Source organism: Streptomyces sp. 3MP-14 (assembly GCF_006334905.2).
In the GTDB taxonomy this organism is placed as follows: Bacteria; Actinomycetota; Actinomycetes; order Streptomycetales; family Streptomycetaceae; genus Streptomyces; species Streptomyces triticirhizae.
Window position 1 is genome coordinate 166975 of record NZ_VDLZ02000016.1, and the last position, 21326, is coordinate 188300.

General features: G+C 72.6%; 15 protein-coding genes. 6 read left to right on the forward strand and 9 right to left on the reverse strand.

The genetic code is table 11. The annotated features are described in order from the left end of the window. Positions 1-452: 452 nt before the first annotated feature. From FH609_RS24770 to FH609_RS24790, 5 genes are all read right to left on the reverse strand, one after another. Positions 453-2612 carry a hypothetical protein gene (locus tag FH609_RS24770; protein WP_139671309.1) on the reverse strand — a complete coding sequence of 720 codons (2160 nt, stop codon included), beginning with the start codon at positions 2610-2612 and terminating at the stop codon, positions 453-455. 84 nt (positions 2613-2696) lie between these two features. Next, complete coding sequence (locus tag FH609_RS24775; protein WP_139671306.1) at positions 2697-3242, reverse strand: SUKH-4 family immunity protein; 546 nt, start codon at positions 3240-3242, stop codon at positions 2697-2699. Further along, positions 3239-4120, reverse strand: coding sequence for a nucleic acid/nucleotide deaminase domain-containing protein (locus FH609_RS24780; RefSeq protein WP_139671303.1), 882 nt, complete (start codon positions 4118-4120; stop codon positions 3239-3241). Before FH609_RS24780 ends, FH609_RS24775 begins: the two co-directional genes overlap by 4 nt. Before the next feature lie 47 nt (positions 4121-4167). Further along, complete coding sequence (locus FH609_RS24785) at positions 4168-4947, reverse strand: nucleic acid/nucleotide deaminase domain-containing protein (protein ID WP_139671300.1); 780 nt, start codon at positions 4945-4947, stop codon at positions 4168-4170. 3 nt (positions 4948-4950) lie between these two features. Continuing rightward, a complete protein-coding gene (locus tag FH609_RS24790) occupies positions 4951-5676 on the reverse strand; it encodes a hypothetical protein (protein ID WP_139671297.1) in 726 nt (241 codons plus the stop codon). Between the two features lie 348 nt (positions 5677-6024). Here FH609_RS24790 and FH609_RS24795 point away from each other — a divergent pair, with 348 nt between their 5' ends. After that, positions 6025-6891, forward strand: coding sequence for a peptidoglycan-binding protein (locus FH609_RS24795; RefSeq protein WP_139671294.1), 867 nt, complete (start codon positions 6025-6027; stop codon positions 6889-6891). A gap of 1217 nt (positions 6892-8108) precedes the next feature. On the opposite strand, the gene FH609_RS24800 is transcribed toward FH609_RS24795, so the two are convergent. The 3 genes from FH609_RS24800 to FH609_RS24810 form a co-directional block, all read right to left on the reverse strand. Continuing rightward, on the reverse strand, positions 8109-10103 hold the full coding sequence (locus tag FH609_RS24800; RefSeq protein WP_139671291.1) for a serine/threonine-protein kinase: 1995 nt from the start codon (positions 10101-10103) through the stop codon (positions 8109-8111). 243 nt (positions 10104-10346) lie between these two features. Continuing rightward, positions 10347-11513, reverse strand: coding sequence for an OmpL47-type beta-barrel domain-containing protein (locus FH609_RS24805; RefSeq protein ID WP_139671288.1), 1167 nt, complete (start codon positions 11511-11513; stop codon positions 10347-10349). Between the two features lie 43 nt (positions 11514-11556). Further along, complete coding sequence (locus FH609_RS24810; RefSeq protein ID WP_139671286.1) at positions 11557-13956, reverse strand: ThuA domain-containing protein; 2400 nt, start codon at positions 13954-13956, stop codon at positions 11557-11559. A 240-nt stretch (positions 13957-14196) separates the two neighbouring features. Between FH609_RS24810 and FH609_RS24815 the strand changes: the two genes are divergently transcribed. After that, the gene (locus tag FH609_RS24815) at positions 14197-15192 is read left to right on the forward strand and encodes a multicopper oxidase domain-containing protein (RefSeq protein ID WP_139671283.1); all 996 of its coding nucleotides are present in this window, start codon (positions 14197-14199) and stop codon (positions 15190-15192) included. Between the two features lie 96 nt (positions 15193-15288). Here the strand turns inward: FH609_RS24815 and FH609_RS24820 are convergent, their stop codons facing one another. After that, on the reverse strand, positions 15289-16326 hold the full coding sequence (locus tag FH609_RS24820) for a sodium:calcium antiporter (RefSeq protein ID WP_139671280.1): 1038 nt from the start codon (positions 16324-16326) through the stop codon (positions 15289-15291). Between the two features lie 324 nt (positions 16327-16650). Here FH609_RS24820 and kdpF point away from each other — a divergent pair, with 324 nt between their 5' ends. The 4 genes from kdpF to kdpC all read left to right on the forward strand — a co-directional run bounded on the left by kdpF (position 16651) and on the right by kdpC (position 21283). After that, entirely contained in the window at positions 16651-16740 is a 90-nt protein-coding gene (gene kdpF, locus FH609_RS24825) for a K(+)-transporting ATPase subunit F (RefSeq protein ID WP_139671277.1), read from the forward strand. A 9-nt stretch (positions 16741-16749) separates the two neighbouring features. Beyond that, on the forward strand, positions 16750-18414 hold the full coding sequence (gene kdpA, locus FH609_RS24830) for a potassium-transporting ATPase subunit KdpA (RefSeq protein WP_139671274.1): 1665 nt from the start codon (positions 16750-16752) through the stop codon (positions 18412-18414). Then, on the forward strand, positions 18411-20543 hold the full coding sequence (gene kdpB / locus FH609_RS24835; protein ID WP_139671269.1) for a potassium-transporting ATPase subunit KdpB: 2133 nt from the start codon (positions 18411-18413) through the stop codon (positions 20541-20543). The genes kdpA and kdpB overlap by 4 nt, the downstream gene beginning before the upstream one ends. Positions 20544-20605: 62 nt before the next feature. Beyond that, entirely contained in the window at positions 20606-21283 is a 678-nt protein-coding gene (gene kdpC / locus FH609_RS24840) for a potassium-transporting ATPase subunit KdpC (protein WP_139671265.1), read from the forward strand. Positions 21284-21326: the final 43 nt, after the last annotated feature.

Genomic DNA, 21326 nt, shown 5'->3' on the forward strand with positions numbered 1-21326 from the left:
GCCACCATACCGAGGACCGTCATGCCGTGCTGTCAGACCCGGGCGGCACCACATCCGGGCGCCCTGCGGGTGACGGCGTCCGCGCAAGGGTCGGGCGGGCCTGGGGTGTTGAACGATCCGTTCACTTCCGAACGGGCACCTAGAGAAAAGATCTCCCACCCCCGCGCGCGCCCGCCTTCGGAAGTCGACGGCGCGCGGACCACCCCGACGGCAGGCGATCTTCGCGCGGCAGCGTGGTCGTTGACCGCACGCCCCACGACACCACCCGCCCAACCCGAACACCGTCACCCACCCCGCGATAAAGCCCGACGCGCCGCAGCGGACCGGCGAAGCCGATGCGCGCTACGCACGCCCCCACCCACCAAACGACCCGTAAACAACGCACGGTCCCCGCGCAGCGGAGGGCGCGGCCGCCACACCCCACCACCCGCACCCACCCCCGGCCGGGGCACTCAGTTCGCGGGCAGGCGGGAGAGGTCGCAGCGCCACGCGGTGACGGCCTCGTCGCCCGCGCCGACGATCAGACCGTCCGAGGCGATCGCCAGGGCGGCCACCGGGTGGTGTGAGCGGAACGACAACTCCCCTCCGTCGTGCGGGCTCAGCACGTCGATCAGGCCGTCCGACCAGGCGACGGCGCACACCGCGCCGCCCGGCACGGGAGCGGCCGCGAGCGCCGTCGGGACGGCGGCGCGGACCAGCAGCGGCACGCTCGACGGCGAGCGCGGGGGACCCCACAGGACCACCCGCCCGTCGGCGGTGGCGCCGAGGACCATGGTGCGCCCGTTCCCCAGCCGCACACCACAGACGGCTCGCAGTGGGGCCTCCGCCAGCCGTGCCGAACCGGCCGGCGCCAGGCCGGAGTTGTCGTGGGTGTGCAGCCACGCCGTGCCCGTGTCGTCCCCCAGGACCAGCAGCCCGCCTCCCGGGTCTCCGCCGAGGCAGGTGAGCGGGGCCCGGTCCGCTCCCGGCGCGTGGCGGAGGGACGGCGGCGGTTGGTCCCCGCCCGGAACGAGGCGCACCGAGCCGGCGTTGGTGAGCACCGCCCAGGTGCCGCCGTCGAGACGCGCCAGCCCGCTCACCGCCGCCCGCGTCTCGTTGATGATCCGCCCGAGCGTCCGCCCGGTGTCGAGGGTCAGCCGGCGCAGCTGACCCAGCGGGTCGGCGGCCAGCAGCCACGGCGGCTCGGACGGGCTCGGGGCGCCGAGCGCGAGCGCGCGCACCGCGCCGGGCCAGCGTTCGCCCTTCGCCGGGCCGCTGGCGACGGTGACCGTGCGCCGCATCCGGGTCCAGCGGGCGGCCACCGGATGGCGTTCGGCGGCGGGCGCCAACAGGGCCGCCAGCCGTGGGGCCGGTCCCAGCGCGGCGGCGTGCAGGATCGCCGCGCGCTCGGCCTCGTCCCGCCCCGCGTGCGTCAACAGGGGCGCGGCCGCGCGCCATGCCGAGCGCAGCGAGCGCGGGACGCGTACCCCGGGCCGGTCCAGCAGTCGGCAGATCGCGGCGACCGATCCGTGGACGAGGAACCCGGGGTCGCTCAACAGCCGCATCACCTGCTCGTCGGTCCTCGCGTGGTCCGTGAGGTGGTCCCGGACGAAGTCCGGCGCCCGGTCCCATTCGAGAATGTCGCGGTCGTTCCTCGGCACCAGCCCCAGCAGGGCCGCGAAGAAGTCCCCGCCGGGCGCCCCGCGCTCGGCGGGGGCGGCCAGGGCGGGCAGCGGAAGCCAGTGCGGTCCGGTCGTCCGGCCGTCACCGGTCCAGGTCAGCCGCCCCGCCGCCGTCTCCGCCTCGGCCGCCGCGTCCGGCACCTCCGGGTGCAACGTGGCGTGCACCGCCCGCCAGGTGGGCAGGTCGACGGGCCAGCCCAGCCGCCCGAGCGTGCCCAACGCCCGCCGCACGTCCGGGCCTTGGCGCTCCCACCAGGCGTCGACCACCGTCGCGGCCGTGCCGTCCCGGCCCGCGATCGCGCCCGCCGGGAGCTGGGCCGCCAGCCGGCCCAGCACGGGGAGGGGCGGGACGACGGTGGGCGGGGGCGCGTGCTCGGCCCCGGGCAGCCCGGCGTACCAGGCGGCGAACGCCGCCCGGTCGGTCAGCCGCTCGTCGTCGAGGTCGACGACGGTCGCCTCGGCGGTGAACGGGTTGGCGGCGAGCGGCCCCACCTCCACGACCAGCCGCACCCAGGGCCGCTGGAGCAGCGGCTCCAGCAGGTCCGGCACCAGCCGCAACCCGGTCCGCCGTTCCCCGGCGGAGGCGCGGTGCAGGTCGGCTATGCCGATCAGCAGCGGGCGCCGGTCCGCGTCCAGGCGGGCCAGCAGCTCGGGCACCGTCCTGGCCGCCCAGCCGAGTTGGTGGGACAGCTCCCACAGCACGGGGGAGGGGGACCGGTCGGCCGCCGGTACCAGGGCGTGCACGCGGGCGGCGGGGTGCTCGGCGCCGTGGGCGACGAGCCAGGCCAGCAGATGGCTCTTGCCGGTGCCGCGCGCCCCCGCGATCAGGCAGAGGCGCGGCCCCTCCTGGCGCGTGGCCCAGTCGAGCAGCGCGCGCCCGGCGGGCGCGCGCCCCGCCCCCAACGGGCGTCGGTCAGTCAGGTCTTCGGGCGATAAATCGACTTTCGACATGGCGGACTCCCTCGTCGCCTGCGAGAAGGTGGATGTGGGTGTGGGCGCGGGTGCGGGAAACCGAATCCGGGGGCCGGGTTCCGGTCAGCTCCACTCGCGGTCGGCCAGCGCGCCGTTCCAGTAGCACTCGGGCCGGGTCGTGGCCTCGGGGTCCACGGCGGCGAACTCCGCCATCAGCCGGTCCGTGGTGGCCTCACGCACCCGGCTGGGGCTCCAGCGGGCGTAGCCGCGCCGGTGCCTGTGGAGCGCCTGGAGGCAGCGGGCGAAGCGGTCGATCCGGCTGTTGACCTGGGCGACGCCGAGCAGTTCCCACAGGGCCCCCGTGGTGCCGTCCAGAAAGACCGGCTCGTGGTGGAAGAGGCCCAGCCGCACCCAACTGTCCACCGTCTCCGGCAGGTTGTCGAACGTGTGCAGGTTGTTCTGGGTGTCAACGGCCGAGGGCAGCCCCTCGGCCAGGTTGTCCATCGGGTCGTAGACGAAGTCGGGCAGGGCCGGCAGGCCGACCTCGCTCAGGAAACGGCGGCTGAGCGGGTGGACCACGCGCGGGTTCAGCCGCTCGTCCGGCACCGTGACCAGCCGATCCGCCCCGAACGACGCCGCCAACTCCCCACGGGAGACGACGAAGCTCATGGTCGCTTCCCCTGTCGACCCAGCGCCGCTGTCTCGTGCATCATCGCCAGAAAGCCCGCTTCACGCTCGTCCGCGTTTCCCTGGTAGGGGAAGGAATGAGAGAAGCGCGCCTCGGGGAACACCTCCGCCAGCCACAGGGAACAGTAGTGACCCGGCAGGAAGCAGGCCTCCAACTCCGTGTAGATCCTGGTCACCTGCTCTGGCCTGACCCCTGATGCCTCCAACTCGCCCCACAGTCGCTCCTCCGGGTGCAGACAGAAGCCCCCCGCGCTGGTGACGACCTGCTTCTGCCCTCCGGGGTCCTCGATCTCGAACGCCGTGTAGCCGGGATGCGTCATCGTGTGGCGGATGTCCTGAAGCACCATCAGCCACCAGGAGTCCGGGGACTCGGTCGGCTCGGAGTCGGCAACGGCGAGTCGCCGGATCAGCGCCCGAACCAACTCGGCGCGCTCTTCGATCGACTCGGTCGAGGCGAGCGAGGAGATCCCCTCGTCCAGAGCCAGCAGTGACTCGAGGAACGCGGTCAGCGACACGTTGACCACCTGTCCCGGCTCGTTGACGTCGATGAACTCCGCCCGCACCGTGCCGTGTTCGTCGAGGCAGAGCTGCGCGCCCCGGTCCCCGCCGAGGCGGCACCAGCGCGCCTTCGCCGCGTCGGGCGCCGCCACGCCGATCGACGCGCAGAACGGGCCGAGCTGGGCCGGGGCATCAGCGGCGGAGGTGAAGTAAGGGCCCACCTGTCGCGGGACCCCGACCTCGGTCAACAGCACGCTGTCCGCCGGCGACGCGGTGCCCTCGGGAACGGCGATCCGCCGCAGCCCTTCCCGGCCGAACCGAGCCATGAGCCGGCCCGGCAGGTCTTCCTCTCCCGTGCTCATCGTGCCACCTCTCCCTCGTGTCTCATCGTAGGCCGACCCACGTGGGCCTACTCTCCGAACAGCCAGTCTCGATAGGCCTTGTGCACCTTGTTGTCCAACCGTCTCTGAGCCGGGGTGTCCCCGTACGGGACGGAGTTGGTGACGGGCAACTCCTCCTGTGGTCTCTGCATGAAGGTGCCGACCCACTGGTCGCACTGACGCATCCCCCGACCGTGGCAGGGCGCGCGTTCGCTGTGTAACCCGGTGACCCAACCGTCCAGACGGTCTCTGGCCGCGTCGAAGGGGATGCCGGCGGTGTGCTCGCTGTGGGTGCGGTTCTCCTCGTAGCTCTTGCCGACCAGGATGAAATCCCCGTCATCGCCCTCGTAGCGGTAGGCCGCGTAGTTGTTGCCGTCCCGGTCGTTCGCGGCCAACCGTGCTCGCTGCGTCGCCCAGGTCAACTCACCACGGTGCCAATCCGTCTGCTCCGACGTCACCCGCCGCCGCTCGCGCTGGGTGTTGGAGAGGTTGTACTCGTCGTCCTCCTTCTTGACGGCGGTCCGCCTGTCCTCCCCCAGGAGCCTGCGCACACTTGGCGGGTCCCACCAACGAACGGGCCGGTCCCGACCGTTGGGCATCAGCCGTCGGACATTGCCCTCGTCGTCCACGGTGTACGTCGGCACCCGGTCGGCGAGGCGTCGCTCGGACTCGTCGAAGCGGTCGGCCGCCCTGCGGATGCGTCGGGCCGTCTGGCGGTGGGCCCGGTCCATCCCCCGGGGGACCTTGCTGGCGATCTCTTCCAGGATGTTGATGACGGGGCGCGCGATGCGCTGTCCTAAGCCGGCCACCCCTCAGCCCCCCGTGGTGAACGTCAGGCCCGTCACCTTCGACGAGAACAGCTCGCCGGAGGAGAGGCTGGCCTCCGCCTGCCCCAGGATGGTGTCCCCGAAGGCGCGCATCTCGTCGGTGTTCAGCCGGATGGTCGGCAACGGCTCGCCGGCGGCGATCTCGGCGGCCTCCTCCTGGAGCAGTCGCTGCACCGCCGACGTGATCTGGTCCTGCACCGGGCCGATCACGCCGTCCACCAGGGCGCCGATCGCCTCCTCCTCGAAGCGCTCGACGATCTCGTTGACCAGTCGCCGTTGGAGCTGTTGCGTCGCGACGGCGCTGGCGGAGGCGACGCCCAGGGTGGCCGCCGAGGCGGCCAGCGCGGCGGCCATCTGCCCGGCCGCGATGCCCAGTTGGGCGATGCATCTGACCTTCATGCCCTCGACGGCGAGGGCGGCGGCGTCCAGGCCGTCGGCCAGCAACTCGCAGCCGTCGACGAGCGCGCGCATGTGTTGGGACGACTGCTGCCCCCAGGACTCGGCCAAAGCGCCGTAGGACTGGGCCTGGTACACCCGTTCCAGATCGTTGCCGACGACTCCGGTCGTCGTGTCCATCGAGTCCTGGCAGTCCTGGGCGTAGGCGCGTAAGCCGTCGGCGGCCTCGCGGAGTTCGTCCTCGTCGATGTCGGGCCAGTTGAAGCCGAGCCAGTCCACGACCTCGGCCAACCAGCCGGGCAAGGTGATCGACATCTGTCCCCCCCGGATACGTGATGTTCCGTTATGTGTCGAAGTGCCGTTCTCCGTCCCCCTCGTTCACTTTCGTCATTCAGCGTAGGACGGGCGCCGAGCGGCACCAAGGGGTGGCGGTCCGGCTGTCGCATCACCGTGACGAACCCGTGAAAAGCCGTGAAAGAACCGCCAAGTCCCGTACAAGCAGGTCAAGTTGGCGCCAACCTCACGTCTGGGCCGGCCCTTGGCCGGGTACGCTCCCGTTGTCCGCCCGAACGCGGCGGGCGACGCTCTTCGGCCCCGGCGGCGGGCGGAGTGGGGGGACCGTTCCCGCGCCGTGCCATCCCCCACACCGAAGGAGGCCGTGCGATGGCGACCCCACTCAGCGCCGACCGGCTGCTGAGGGCCCTCCGCGACGAGGGCCTGACCGTGCACGAGTACCGCAGCTGGCGCACCAACAACCGCAACCACAAGGGTCCCTGGGGCCCCGTCAACGGCGTGATGATCCACCACACCGTGACCAGCGGCACCGAGGCGTCCGTGCGCCTCTGCTACGAGGGGCACTCCACCCTGCCGGGGCCGCTCTGCCACGGGGTGATCGACAAGGCGGGCGCCGTCCACCTGGTCGGCCACGGCCGGGCCAACCACGCGGGCGCCGGGGACGGCGACGTGCTGGCCGCCGTCATCGCCGAACGCGCGCTGCCGCCGGACAACGAGGCGGACACCGACGGCAACCCGCACTTCTACGGCTTCGAGTGCGTCAACCTCGGCGACGGCAGGGACCCGTGGCCCGAGGCCCAACTCCTGGCGATCGAACGGGCGGCCGCCGCGCTCTGCCGCGCCCATGGCTGGAACCACCGCTCGGTCATCGGCCATCTGGAGTGGCAGCCGGGGAAGATCGACCCCAGGGGCTTCACCATGGACGCCCTGCGCGAGCGGGTGCGCCGCCGGCTGGGCGCGCCCCCGGACGGTGGCGGCGGGCAGCCGACGTACGAGCCGTTCCCCGGCGCCGCGTTCTTCGCGCCGGGCCGCGTCAGCCCGATCGTCACGGCGATGGGCCACCGCCTGGTCGCCGAGGGCTGCGGCCGGTACCAGGTCGGCCCGGGCCCCGAGTGGACGGCCGTGGACCAGGAGTCCTACGCCGCCTGGCAGCGCAAGCTCGGCTACTCCGGCGCGGACGCCGACGGCATCCCGGGCGAGACGAGCTGGACCCGGCTGAAGGTGCCCAACGTCTAGGGTCTCTCTTCTGGATCTTCGTGCGTCTTGGTGGGTGCGGGGTTTGTCTGCGGGCCGGTGGCCGGTGCGGGGCAGCCCGACTGGTCGTTCTGTTGGTTGACGAGACTCTGCGGTGTGGTGGGGGATGTGGCGCGGGCTACGACGCCGGGCCTAGATGGCGCACGATCGGCCGGGTGCGGGCGTAACGAATGCCGGCAGGAGGCTGGCTGGGAGGGGGGGCGCGGCTTCCGGGAGGTGGGGTTCGTTGCCGAACGGGGGCCAGCTCTGGCGACCGTGCCCTCCGGGCGCAGGGACTGCGGCTTGTTCGGGGGTCGGTTGGTGGGTGGGGGCGTGCGTAGCGCGCACCGGCTTCGCCGGCCTGCCCCGGCATGTCGCCCGTCTCGGATGTGACCGATCGTCGAGCGACTGAAAGGGACGGCCCTCGCCGCTCCACTCCGGTGGCAGGACGGGGCGACGGTCAACGACTACGCTGCCGCGCGAACATCGCCTGCCGGTCGGGTAGTCCGCACCTTGTCGACTTCCGGGCAGGGGGGGTGGGGGTCTCTTTCAATAGGTGCCCGCCTAGAGTTGAACAATCTGTTCACTTCCAAACGGGCACCTAGAAAAAAGGTCCCCCACCCCCCGGCGCGCCCGCCTTCGGGAGTCGACGGCGCGCGGACTACCACGACGGCAGGCGATGTTCGCGCGGCAGCGTGGTCATGAACCGAACACCCCACCCACCGCAGCCTTCAACGACCAACCCGCACCGTACCCGTGAGACGCCCGACGATCGGCCACGTCCGAGACGGGCGACATGCCGGGGCAGGCCGGCGAAGCCGGTGCGCGCCACGCACGCCCCCACCCACCAACCGGCCCCCGAACTCCGCGCGGTCCCTGCGCCCGTGGGGCACGCACCGCCATTCCCGACCACCCCTGACGGCAACAAACTCCACCTCCCGGAAGCCGCGCCCCCCTTCCCAGCCAGCCTCCTGCCGGTATTCGTTACGCCCGCACCCGGCCGGTCGTGCGCCATCTAGGCCCGGCGTCGTGGCCCGCGCCACATCCCCAACCCCCCACAACAAGCCTCGTCGACCAACAAACGACCAGTCGGGCTGCCCCGCACCGGCCACCGGCCCGCAGACAAACCCCGCACCCACCAAGATCCACGAAGATCCACCAAGATCCGCAAGACGCCGCCGGTCCGAGCAGCCGGCCCAACGGCCGGCCCAACGCCCCGGTCAGTCGCCGGCGTTGATCGTGGCGGAGGGCAGGGCCAGCTCGGGGACGCCCCACTCGGCGAGGATCTCGGCGTGCGTGCCGTCGTCGATCAGCGTCTGGAGCGCCTGGCGCAGCGCCTCGGCGAGGGCTTCCTGGCTCGCGGGGAGCATGATGCCGTGCGGTTCGACGGCGAGTTGCGTCTCGGCCATCGTCAGCGGGCTGTCCGGGTGGCCGTTGAGGAAGTGCTGCGCGGTGGCGTAGGGGAGGACGGCCGCCGCGTGCTCGCCCCGGCCGATGGCGTACTCCATCTCGTCGAGGGTGCCGAGGGTCGCGACGGCGAACGGCTCGTCGCAGCCCGCGTTGGCCTCCTCCAGCGCGGCGAGGATGTCGTCCGCGTCCCAGGTGACGACGGACTGCCCGCACAGGTCGGCGAGGGTGAGGTCGGGCGGGCCGCCCTCGGTGAGCACGGCCAGGCCCTCCCGGAAGTGGTCGACATAACTGACGTCCAGCTCGGCCCGCTTGGCCGCCGTGTCCCGGAACGCGCCCAGGCCGATGACCGGCTCGCCGCCGGCGCCGCTCGCCGAGACCACCTGGACCAGCTCGTTGTAGTCGGGGACGGTCTCGATCTCCAGCTCGACGCCCAGCACCTCGCCGAGGGCGCGCGCGATGTCCGGCTCGACGCCGACCGCCTCGCCGTCCGGGCCGGCGAAGGACAGCGGCGAGGACCAGGTGCCCAGGCGAACGGTGAGCCGGTCGCCCTCCCAGGCCGGGGGCGGCGACGGGGACTCGGCGCCGGCCGCGCCCGAGGTGTCGCCGGTCCCGGTGCCGGGCGAAGTCCCGTCGCTCCAGGGCTGGTTGACGACCAGCGTCAGCCCGGCGGCCAGCGCCACGGCGACGCCGGCGGCGACGGCGGCCACCGTCCGCCGGGAGCGGCCGGCCGGCGCCGCCGTGGTGGGCTCCCCGGCCGGGGGCTCCCCGCCCGGGGGCTCCCCGCCCGGGGGCTCCCCGGCGGGCGGCGGCGGGACGGCCGGCGGCCCGCCGGGCGCCGCCGGCCCGAGCCGCGCCAGCCCCCCGGGCGCCGCCGGCCCGAGCGGCGCCGGCGTCCCCGGCGCGTCGAGGGCGAGCAACTGGGCCGCCTCCCGCCCGAGTTGGGCGGTGAGATGCGGCGGCAGCCAGACCCGTTCGTCGTCGACCCCGCGCGCCGCCAGCGCGCGGATCTCCGGCAGCGGCGGGCGCTCGGCCGGGTCCTTGGCGAGGCAGCGCACCGTCAGCTCGCGCAGCGCGCCGGTCAACGGACCGTCCGCCGGGCCGAGTTCGGGCGCCTCGTGGACGACGCGGTAGAGCACGGTGGGCAGCGCCGGCCGGTCGGGCGCGAACGGCGAGACGCCGGTGGCGGCGTAGGCGAGGACGGCGCCCAGTGCGAAGACGTCGGTGGCGGGGGTGATGGTCTCGCCCCGGATCTGCTCCGGCGCCATATAGCCGGGGGAGCCGACCATCGAGCCGGTGCGGGTGGCCCGGCTGGCGCCGTTCGCCGCCCGCACGATGCCGAAGTCGATCACGCGCGGCCCGTCGAGGGTGATCAGGATGTTGGCCGGCTTGAGGTCGCGGTGCACCAGCTGGTGGGCGTGGATGTCGGTCAACGCCAGGGTCAGCCCGTGGAGCAGGGACCAGACGCTCGGCTCGGGCAGCGGGCCGTGCTCGGCGACGACGGCCGCCAGCGCCGGGCCGGGCACATAGCCGGTGGCGACCCACGGCACGGCGGCCCCGGTGTCGCCGTCGAGCACCGGCGCGGTCCACTCGCCGGCCACCCGCCGGGCGGCGGCGACCTCGTGCCGGAAGCGCCGGCGGAACGCGGGGTCGGCGGCCAGCTCGTCGTGCACCAGCTTGATGGCCACCAGCCGGCCGCCGGGCGAGCGGCCCAGGAAGACGCGGCCCATGCCGCCCGCCCCGAGCTGCCCCAGCAGCCGGTAGGGCCCGATGCTCGTCGGCTGGCCCTCGCGTAACGGCCGCACCATCCCGTCCCCCTCCCTCGTTGACCCGCCGTGCCCGGCCACGGTGACCGGCCGCCGTGGCGGCCCGTGGTCAACTCCCGTACCAGGACTGCCCCGGCGCCGCCCGCCGGCAAACCAGGCGCGGCGAACCCGGGGCCGCGAACCCGGCCCGGCAAACCCGCCGTCCACACGGCGCGGCCCACCGCCGCGCGAGGCGGCGGTGGGCCACACCCTGTGGGGGGTTCCTCCGGTGGTCGGTGTCCCGGCTCAGTGGTGCGCCGGGGCCTCGGCCTCCACGACGGTGAACGTCACCTGGGCGTCGTCGGAGACGTTCCCCGCCGCGTCGGTGGCGCGGTAGGTGACCGTGGTCTCGCCCAGCTCGTGGACCATGAACGGCTCCGTGTAGGCGGTGAACTCCTCGGCGCCGTCGAGCGCGTACTCGATGCCCGCGACCTCCGACTCCTCGTCCGTGGCGGTGAGTTCGACCGTCGCCATGCCGGTGAGCGCGCCCTCGGGTTCGGCGGCCGGCGTCACCTCGATGGTGACGTCGGATGCCACCTGGGGTGGGGTGGTGTCGTCCTCCCCGCCGCCGGGTTCGCCCTCGACCACCTCGATCGTGGTGGTCTGGCTCTCCGAGACGTTGCCCGCCACATCGGTGGCCCGGTAGGTCAGCCGGTGTGAGCCGGGCTCGCTGAGGACGATGGGCTCCTCGTAGGGCTGGAACGCCGTTGCGCCCACCGCGTACTCGATGCCCGCCACGCCCGAGTCGTCGTCCGTGGCCGTCAACTCGACGGTGGCGCCGCCGACATAGGCGCCGTCCGCGTCCTGCTCGCCGGTCACCTCGGCGGTGACCTCGGGCGGCGTGGTGTCGTCGTCGCCGGGGTCGCCGCCGCCGTCCTCGGTCACCACCAGGGTGCCCTGCATCGCCAGGTGCCCAGGGATGGTGCAGAAGTAGCGGTAGGTGCCCGGGGTCAGCTCGACCTCGACCTCGTGGCGGCCGTCGTTGGCGTCGTTCGGGTTGGCCAGGATGTTCACCCGGACGTCGTTGTTGTACTCGGAGTTGGAGACGTCGAAGGTGAGCGTGTGGGCCATGCCCGTGGTGTTGCCGGTGGCCTCGCTGTTCTCGAAGACCAGCGTGGCCGGCCCGGCGACCGCCTCGACGGGCGCCGACTCGTAGGAGTCCAGGTCGTCGTCGGCCGTCCAGGTCAGCACCTGGTCGGCGGCCGTCGGCTCCTGGTCGGACGCGGCGTCGGCCTCGGCAACGGCCGTGACCTGGCTGGTCTGTTGGGCCTGCGCCGCCGGCAGCGCCACCAGGCCGAGGCCGGCCAGCGACAGCGTCAGCAGCGTGGCCAACGGTCGCCAGCCCCGGGTGAGCGCCCGGTGCCCGCGCGGCGCGGGGGTGGTCCGGTCCCCGTCCGTGCCGGTGTCTGTCATCGTTCCTTACCTCCTGCTGTGGGGGACCCCGCCGTCGCCGCTGTCACTGGTTCGCCAGCTGCTCGGGCAGGGGGGTGGCCGGGCCTCCGGTGTAGGTGACCCGCCAGAGCGCGGACTCCTCGGTGAGGTTGAAGAAGCCGCGTCCGTAGTCGAGGACGTAGAGCGAGCCGTCGGGGGCGAACTTCCAGTCCATCAGGTTGCGGATACCGCCGTCGCCGGCCGGGATGATCTCGTCCAACGACTCGGCGTGGACGGGCAGTCCGCCGCTGCCGGCGTTCTCCGGGTCCATCACCACGGCGTGGCGCGGCTGTTCGGCGTCGTAGTGGTCGCCGACGAACCACTTGCCGTCCCAGTAGGCGGGCCAGGCGACGTCGCTCTCGGCGGCCTCGTCATAGCGGTAGACCGGGCCGTTCATCGTGGCCTGGCCGCCGCCCCGCAGCCACGGCAGCAGGAAGGACTGCTCGTCGGCGACATAGCTCGGGATGCCGTTCTCGTCCCTCGGGTAGTCCGGCGCGCCGCCCTGCGGCGAGTACCAGATGTTGTTCGGGGTGACGGGCGGCAGCTCCACCAGGCCGTCGTTGTGCGGGGACTCGTTGCGGGGCGCGTCGCAGTCGTACCAGTCCAGCGGCTGCGACGGGTCGGGCAGGTTGCGGTCCCGGTAGGGCTGGTTGTTGCCCATGCAGTAGGGCCAACCCCGGTTGCCCGCCTCGGTGATGACGGCGAACGTGTCGTACTTGGCCGGGCCCCAGGTGGTGCTCGGCTCGCCGGCGTCGGGGCCGACCCAGCCGGCGTAGAGCCAGTCGGTGGCCGGGTCGATCGCGATCCGCGCCGGGTTGCGCACGCCCATCACATAGATCTCGGCGCGGGTCTTGCCGCCGCCCTCCTCCTCGCCGGTGAAGAGGTTGCCCTCGGGGATGGTGTACGTCCCGTCCGGCTCGGGGTGGATGCGCAGGATCTTACCGTTGAGGTTGTTGGTGTTGCCCGAGGTGCGGCGGGCGTCGGCGAAGGACACGCCCTGGTAGTTGGGCTCGGGGTTGTTGCCCGAGTAACCGTCGGAGAAGCCCGAGGAGTTGTTGTCCCCGGTGGCGATGTAGAGGTTGCCCTGGGAGTCGAAGTCCAGGCCGCCGCCGGCGTGGCAGCAGCTGTGGATCTGGGCGTCCCAGCTGAGCATCGGCACCTCGGAGGCGAGGTCGAGCGTGCCCGACGCCTCGTCGAAGGTGAAGCGGGAGATCCGCCGTTCACCGATCCGGGCCTCCCGGTCGATGGTCTCGTGCGGCATCCAGTACAGGTAGATGTACGCGTTCTCCGCGAAGGCGGGGTCGAGGGCGATGCCCAGCAGCCCCTCCTCGGTCTTGGTCAGCTCGTCCCCGCCGCCCTTGTTGCCGAAGACCTCCAGGTTGGCGGCGAGGGTGACGGAGTCGTCGGCCGGGTCGTAGACGTGCAACGTGCCCTGGCCCAGGCCGATGTTCGGGTCCTCCCAGTCGGTGACGACCGGCTGGTCGGCCCAGCCGCCGGCGCGCCCGATGTAGAACACCCGGCCGTCGTCGGCGATGTCCAGGCCGTGCGGCTCGCCGATCTGGTCCAGCTCGCCCGGCTGGTTGGGCTCGGTGATCCGCTCGGCGACATAGTTGTCGGTGATGGTCGCCTGGCAGTCGGCCCTGGTCAGCGCGCTGGTCCAGAGCAGAGCGCCGCGCAGGTGGGCGCGGAATTCGTCCTCGGCGAAGCTCTCGACCGTGCCGCCCATGCCGGTGTAGAACGAGCGCCCGCCGTCGTAGTCGCGGCACCAGGAGATCGGGTGGTCCCAGTTCTCCGGGGTGTCCTCCCGGACGCGGGCGACGGTGTGCACCTGGCCGCTGGGGTTGTCCTCCCAGTCGAACCAGACGTCCGTGCGTTCCCACTCCAGGGGCAGCCCGGCCGTCGCCGGGTTGAGCTGGTCGCCCACCTCGACGACCGCCTGCTCGGCCTCCGTTGGGCTGCCGTCGTCGGGCCTGGCCCCGATCAGCCCGGTGAACCAGGACGAGTCGGGCTGGGCTGACGCGGCGTCGTGCACGCCGAGGAAGCCGCCGCCGGCCTGGACATAGCCCTGGAGCGCGGCCTCCTGGTCGGCGTCGAGCACCGCGCCGTCGGCGGAGAGGAAGACCACGGCGTTGTAGGCGAGCAGCCCCTCGGGCTCGAAGACCGCCGGGTCGTCGGTGGCCTGGACGTCGAACTGTTCCTCGGTCGGGCCCTCGGCCCCGATGGCCTGGATGGCCTCAACGGCCGCCTGCGTGCGGTCGGTTGGCGCGTCCGCCGCGTGGAAGACGAGCACCTGGGCGTCGGCGGCGCCCGGTAGTACGGCTGACTGTCCCGTTCCCTCCTCGTTGCCTGAGGCCGCTGGGGAGGCCCCCAGCAGCGCGATCGACAGGGTGGCAGCAAGTGCGACGATCTGTGGCTTGCGACCCATGAAGCTCGCCCGCCCCTCCTGGGTGGTGATCCTGGGTGGTGGTCGTGCGTGGTCGTGCGTGGTCGTGCGTGAACTGAAGCTGGAGCAACGCCCATGGAAGCTAGACCTCTTTTACCGAGTCGCCAATGGCTATGACCGGAATCGAGGAAACTTTGTCCTGAGGGTGGGCAAACTCTTGTCGTGCTCATACCATGAGGCGCCATCAGAGTCGTTGACCAATGAGCGAGGAAGGCTCCGCACATGCGTCGACCAGGCGTCTCCCGGCGAATGTTCACCACCGGCGCGGCCGCCGCCGCCCTGGCCCCGGCCGGGCTTGCCGCGACGGCCGTGGGGGTCACGGCCGGCCGGGCCAGCGGTGAGCCCCGCCCCGCCGAGGTGAAAACGATCACCCTCTACGCCGAGGAGGTCGCCGACGGGCAGGCCGGCTACGGCCTGGAACCCGGTCAGGCGACCATCCCCGGGCCCCTGTTGGAGATGTACGAGGGCGACACCTACGAGATCGAACTGGTCAACAACATGGACGTGGACGTCTCCCTCCATGTGCACGGCGTTGACTACACCATCGACAACGACGGCACCGCGCACACCAACAGCACCGTCCCACCCGGCGAGAGCCGCGTCTACACCTGGACCACCCACGCCCCCGGCGTGCGCGAGGACGGCACGTTCATACCGGGCAGCGCCGGCTACTGGCACTACCACGACCACATCGTCGGCACCGAGCACGGCACCGGCGGCCTCCAGCGCGGGCTCTACGGCCCGCTGGTCGTGCGGCGCGAGGGCGACGTGCTGCCGGACAGGACCTTCACCGTCGTCTTCAACGACATGACCACCAACAACCTCCAGACCGGGCCGGACTTCGAGGCGGTGCTCGGCGAGCGGGTGGAGTTCGTCTCCATCACGCACGGCGAGTTCTACCACACGTTCCACCTGCACGGTCACCGCTGGGCCGACAACCGCACCGGGCTGCTGGAGAGCGAGAGCGACCCCAGCCGGATCATCGACACCAAGATCTGCGGCCCGGCCGAGTCGTTCGGCTTCCAGGTGATCGCCGGCGAGCACGTCGGCCCTGGCCACTGGATGTACCACTGCCATGTCCAGTCGCACTCCGACATGGGCATGGCCGGGATGCTGATCGTCTCCGACGCCGAGGGCAACGCCCCGGGCGAGCCCGGCCACCACGCCGAGCCGTCCGGCAACCAGCCCGAGACGCAGGGCGGTTCCTCGCATCACTAGAGACCGGGTCCCGCGCGTCACCCCCGGCACCGGGTGACGCGTGCGTGGCCGGAAATCGTCTTCTGACCCGGCGAAACCTCGCCAGGGCGTGCCGGGTCAGAAGGCGAGTACCACCACCGTCGCGGCATAGAGCACGATCAGCAGCACCCCGTCGAAGCCCAGCCGCAGCCAGCCGCGCTCCTGACGCACCAGCAGGCCGCCCAGCAGCACCGTCGTCATCACCAGCGCGCCCGCCGTCAGGAACAGCTGGTCGGGCTGCGCCGCGTGGTAGAGCGAGCCGCCCCGGTACGCCAGGTCCCCCACCACCAGGTTGAGCGCGTCCAGGCAGTTCCCGCCGATCACCGCAGCGATGGCCAGGGTGACCGCGCCCCTGCGCACCGCCGCGATCGCGGTGACCGTCTCCGGCAGCGCGTTGACCACGCCCATCAGCACCGCGCCCACGAAGCCGGCACGCAGGTCCGTCAGCGCCACGAAGGTCTCCGCCGCCCGGGCCACCACCCAGCCGCCGACCACCACCGCGCCCGCGATGCCCAGGAACTCGGCCCACAGCGAGCCGGTGCGCCGGCCCCGCGTGGCCTCCTCGACCTGCGGCCGGTCCGGCACCGTGTTGGTGGTGCGCACGGCCACCCACATCGGCCGCGAGCGGTCGCTGATCAGCCGCAGCCCGCCCCAGTAGAACGCCACCATCACCACCGAGACCGGGTGCACCCCCGCCACCGTGACGTCGGGGCTGAAGCTGCCCATCAACGCCAGGCCCAGCAGCCCGATCAGCAGGCAGCCGAAAAGCAGGTTGGGCAGCGAGGCCGCCGCGTGCTCCAGGTTCACCCGGCGGTAGGCCGCGTCCGCCGCCGCCACCGCCAGGGTCTGCGCGGCGATGCCGCCCACCGCGTTGCTGTACGCCAGGTCCGGGTGGTGGTCGGCCGCGCTCACCGCCGTCATCACGATCCCGGAGAGCGAGGCCACCAGGCCGAAGAAGACCGCGCCGAACAGCGCCTCCCCCTGCCCGGTGCGGTCGGCGAGCACGTCGCCCAGCGTGGCCAGCCGGACACTGCCCACCACGGTCAGCAGGCCGGCGGCCAGGAAGAGCGCGACGCTCCACCCCAGCGGCCACTGGCCGGTCACGATCTCGGACATAGAGCGCATCCTGACCCGTCGCGGCGGCCGGCGGCGGGAGGCGCCCGGGGCCGGTGTGCCGGCCACCCCGGGCGCACCGTTCCGGTGCCCCCGCCGGCCGGTCGTATGGGTCGCGTCAACGACACGCGCTCCGCTGTATGGAACGCATCAACGAAACGCCACAAACGGTCGGTAAGTGGAAGTCTCAGGTCCTGTTCGTTTCGTTCCGCTCATCTCTCCGGAGCCCGTCTCTCAGGAGCCGTCGATGGCCGATCTGGCCTTCGCCCTCACCACCCTCGCGGCCTTCGTCGCGGTGGCCCTCGTGGCGAAAGGGGTGACCCGGCTGTGAACCCCCAGGACGTCATCGGACTGGTCGTGGCCGCCGCCCTGCTGGTCTACCTCGTCATAGCCCTTCTTCTCGCCGAGAGGTTCTAGGCACCCCCCATGAACGCCCAACTCGCCGGGGTGCTCCAACTGACCGCGCTGATCGGCGCGCTCGCCCTGGCCTACCGACCGCTCGGCGACTACCTGGCCGACGTGTACACCTCCCGCCGGCACCTGCGCGTCGAACGGTGGATCTACCGCGCCATCGGCGTCCAGCCCGACGCCGAGGTCCGCTGGACCGGCTACCTGCGCGGCGTGCTCACGTTCTCGCTGGTCAGCATCGCCTTCCTGTATCTGCTCCAGCGGCTCCAGGGCGTGCTGCCCGGCTCGCTCGGCTTCGACGCCATCGACCCCGACCAGGCGTTCAACACCGCCGTCTCGTTCGTCACCAACACCAACTGGCAGTCCTACTACGGCGAACAGGCCATGGGACACGTGGTGCAGACGGCCGGGCTCGCCGTGCAGAACTTCCTCTCCGCCGCCGTCGGCATGGCCGTGGCCGTCGCCCTGGTGCGCGGCTTCGTCCGCACCCGCACCGGCGAGCTGGGCAACTTCTGGGTCGACCTGGTGCGCGGCACCCTCCGGGTGCTGCTGCCGCTTTCCGTCGTTGCCGCCCTCGTCCTGGTCGCCTGCGGCGTCATCCAGAACTTCTCCGGCATCCACCAGGTCGGCCAGTTCCTCGGCGGAACGCAGGACTGGAACGGTGGCGCCGTCGCCTCCCAGGAGGCCGTCAAGCTGCTGGGCACCAACGGCGGCGGCTACTTCAACGCCAACAGCGCCCACCCGTTCGAGAACCCCACGCCCTTCAGCAACCTCTTCGAGATCTTCCTGATCCTGCTGATCCCGGTCGCCCTCACCCGCACCTTCGGCCGCATGGTGGGCTCGCCCCGGCAGGGCTACGCGATCCTCGGCGCGATGGGCCTGATCTGGGTGCTCTTCGCCGGCCTGATGCTGGCCACCGAGCACCACGGCGCCGGCCCGGCGCCCGAGCTGGCCGGCGGCGCGATGGAGGGCAAGGAGACCCGCTTCGGCATCAGCGGCTCGGCGCTCTTCGCCGTGGCCACCACGTTCACCTCCACCGGCGCCGTGAACTCCTTCCACTCCTCGTTCACCGGCTTCGGCGGCGGCATCACGCTGCTGGGGATGCAACTGGGCGAGATCGCGCCCGGCGGCGTCGGCTCCGGCCTCTACGGCATGTTGATCATGGCCGTGGTCGCCGTCTTCCTCGCCGGCCTGATGGTCGGCCGCACCCCCGAGTACCTCGGCAAGAAGCTCGGCCCCCGCGAGATCAAGCTCGCCGCCTGCTATCTGCTGATCACCCCGGCCCTGGTGCTGGCCGGCACGGCGGCGGCCGTGGCCCTGCCCACCCCGCCCGACTCCACCCTCAACGGCGGCGCCCACGGCTTCTCCGAGATCCTCTACGCCTACACCTCGGCCGCCAACAACAACGGCTCCGCCTTCGCCGGCCTGTCCGCCGACACCACCTGGTACAACACCACGCTGGGCCTGGCCATGCTGCTCGGCCGGCTGCTGCCGATCGTCTTCGTGCTGGCCCTGGCCGGCTCCCTGGCCGCCCAGCGGCGGCTCCCCGTCACCGCCGGCACCCTCCAGACCGGCAAACCGCTCTTCACCGGCCTGCTGACCGCCTCCCCGCTGGTCATCTCTGGCCTCACCTATGTCCCGGCGCTCGCGCTGGGGCCGCTCGCCGAAGGACTCGCGGCATGACCACTCCCCAGACCACCCAGACCCCTCCCCGGTCCACCACCACGGACCGGCCGCCCCAGCCCGAACGGGCCGGGCGCACCAGCTCCCTGCCGAGCCGGGCCACCCTGGCCGCCGCCGTGCCCGAGGCGTTCCGCAAGCTGCGCCCGGCCACCATGGTCAAGGCGCCCGTGATGTTCGTGGTGCTCGTCGGCTCCGTCGCCACCACGCTGCTGGCCGCCGCCGACCCCGGCGACTGGTTCGGCTGGGCCGTCGCCGGCTGGCTGTGGCTGACCGTGCTCTTCGCCAACCTCGCCGAGGCCGTCGCCGAGGGCCGGGGCCGCGCCCAGGCCGAGAGCCTGCGCCGCACCAGGACCGACACCGTCGCCCGCCGGCTCGTCGGCAGGGGCACCGGCGGCGCGACAACGGAGGAACGCGTCCCCGGCACCGCGCTCGCGGTCGGCGACCTGGTGGTCTGCGAGGCCGGCGACGTCATCCCCGGCGACGGCGACGTGGTCGACGGCGTCGCCTCCGTCGACGAGTCCGCGATCACCGGCGAGTCCGCGCCGGTCATCCGCGAGTCCGGCGGCGACCGGTCCGCCGTCACCGGCGGCACCCGGGTCCTCTCCGACCGGATCGTGGTGCGGATCACCGCCCGGCCGGGCGAGACCTTCATCGACCGCATGATCGGCCTGGTCGAGGGCGCCGTCCGGCAGAAGACACCCAACGAGGTCGCGCTCACCATCCTGCTGGCCTCGCTCACGGTCATCTTCCTGCTGGCCGTGGTCACCCTGCGCCCGTTCGCCCTCTTCGCCGGCGCCGGCGAGCAGACCACCCTGATCGTGCTCACCGCGCTGCTGGTCTGCCTGATCCCCACCACCATCGGCGCGCTGCTCTCCGCGATCGGCATCGCCGGCATGGACCGGCTGGTCAAGCGCAACGTGCTGGCCATGTCGGGCCGGGCCGTCGAGGCGGCCGGCGACGTCTCCACGCTGCTCCTCGACAAGACCGGCACCATCACCCACGGCAACCGGATGGCGGCCGAGTTCGTCCCGGTGCGCGGGGTCACCGTCGAGGAGCTGGCCGCCGCCGCCCAGCTGTCCTCGCTCGCCGACGAGACGCCCGAGGGCCGCTCCATCGTGCGGCTCGCCGAGGACGGCCACGGCCTGCCGCCCCGCGACCGGGACGCGATACCGGGCGCCGACTGGGTCCCGTTCTCCGCCGCCACCCGGCTCTCCGGCGTGGACATCGCCGAGGGCGAGACCGTCCGCAAGATCCGCAAGGGCGCCGGGGGTTCGGTGGCCCGCTGGCTGAGCGAGCACGGCGGCCCGGAGGCGGTGGAGGCCGACCGGATCGCCGACCGGATCGCCGCCGCCGGCGGCACGCCGCTCCTGGTCGCGGTCCGCGACGCCGAGGGCGCCAGGGCGCTGGGCGTGGTCCACCTCAAGGACACCGTCAAGGAGGGGATGCGGGAACGCTTCGACGAGCTGCGCCGGATGGGCATCCGCACGGTGATGATCACCGGCGACAACCCGCTGACCGCGCGCGCCATCGCCGAGGAGGCCGGCGTCGACGACTTCCTCGCCGAGGCCACGCCCGAGGACAAGATGGCGCTGATCAAGCGCGAACAGGCCCAGGGCCACCTCGTCGCGATGGCCGGCGACGGCACCAACGACGCGCCGGCCCTGGCCCAGGCCGACGTCGGCGTCGCCATGAACACCGGCACCTCGGCCGCCAAGGAGGCCGGGAACATGGTGGACCTGGACTCCGACCCGACCAAGCTGATCGAGATCGTCGAGATAGGCAAGCAACTCCTCATCACCCGGGGCGCGTTGACCACGTTCTCGCTCGCCAACGACGTGGCCAAGTACTTCGCGATCATCCCGGCCCTGTTCGCCGCCACCTATCCCAGCCTGGACCGGCTCAACATCATGGGCCTGGCCAGCCCCGAGACCGCGATCCTCGCTGCCGTGATCTTCAACGCGCTGATCATCGTCGCCCTGGTGCCGCTGGCGCTGCGCGGCGTGCGCTACCGGCCCTCCGGCGCCGACGCGCTGCTCCGCCGCAACCTGGCGGTCTACGGGCTCGGCGGCCTCGTCGTCCCCTTCCTCGGCATCAAGGCCATCGACTGGCTCCTCGCCCTCTTCCTCTGACAGTGACCCGACCACCCGACGACCCGCCCGCCCCGAGAAGACACTCCCGAACGGTTGGACCCATGCGTCACTCCCTCACCGACCTCGTCCGCCACTGCGGCGCCGGGCTGCGCGCCCTGCTGGTGCTGACCCTGCTCACCGGCGTGCTCTATCCGCTGGCCGTCACCGGCGTCGCCCAGGCCGTCTTCCCCGAGCAGGCCAACGGCTCCACCGTGGAGGCCGACGGGCGCGAGGTCGGCTCCGAACTGATCGGCCAGCGCTACCTGTTGCCGCCCGAGGACCCCGACGACCCGGCGGAGGAGCCTCGCCCCGACCCTCGCTGGTTCCAGCCGCGCCCGTCCAACGGGCTGGGCACCAACGGCGTCAACACCCAGTACGAGCTGCTGCTCTCCGGCGCCACCAACCTGGCCGCCGACAGCCCCGAGCTGACGGAGACGATCGCCGCCGCCCGCGAGCAGGTCGTCGCGTTCAACTCCGTCCCCGGCCACCCGGTCGACCCCGCCGACGTGCCGCCCGACGCGGTCACCTCCTCCGGCTCGGGCCTCGACCCGCACATCTCCCCCGAGTACGCCGAACTCCAGGTCGGCCGGGTCGCGGCCGAGAACGACCTGCCGGCCGAACGGGTCGCCGAACTGGTCGAGGAACACACCGAGGGACGCGCGCTGGGCTTCCTCGGTGAGCCCCGGGTCAACGTGTTGCGGCTTAACGTCGCCCTTGACGCCCTGATCGCCGACCGGTGACCGAGCAGCGGACCAGCCAGCGGTTCACCGAGCCGACCAGCCA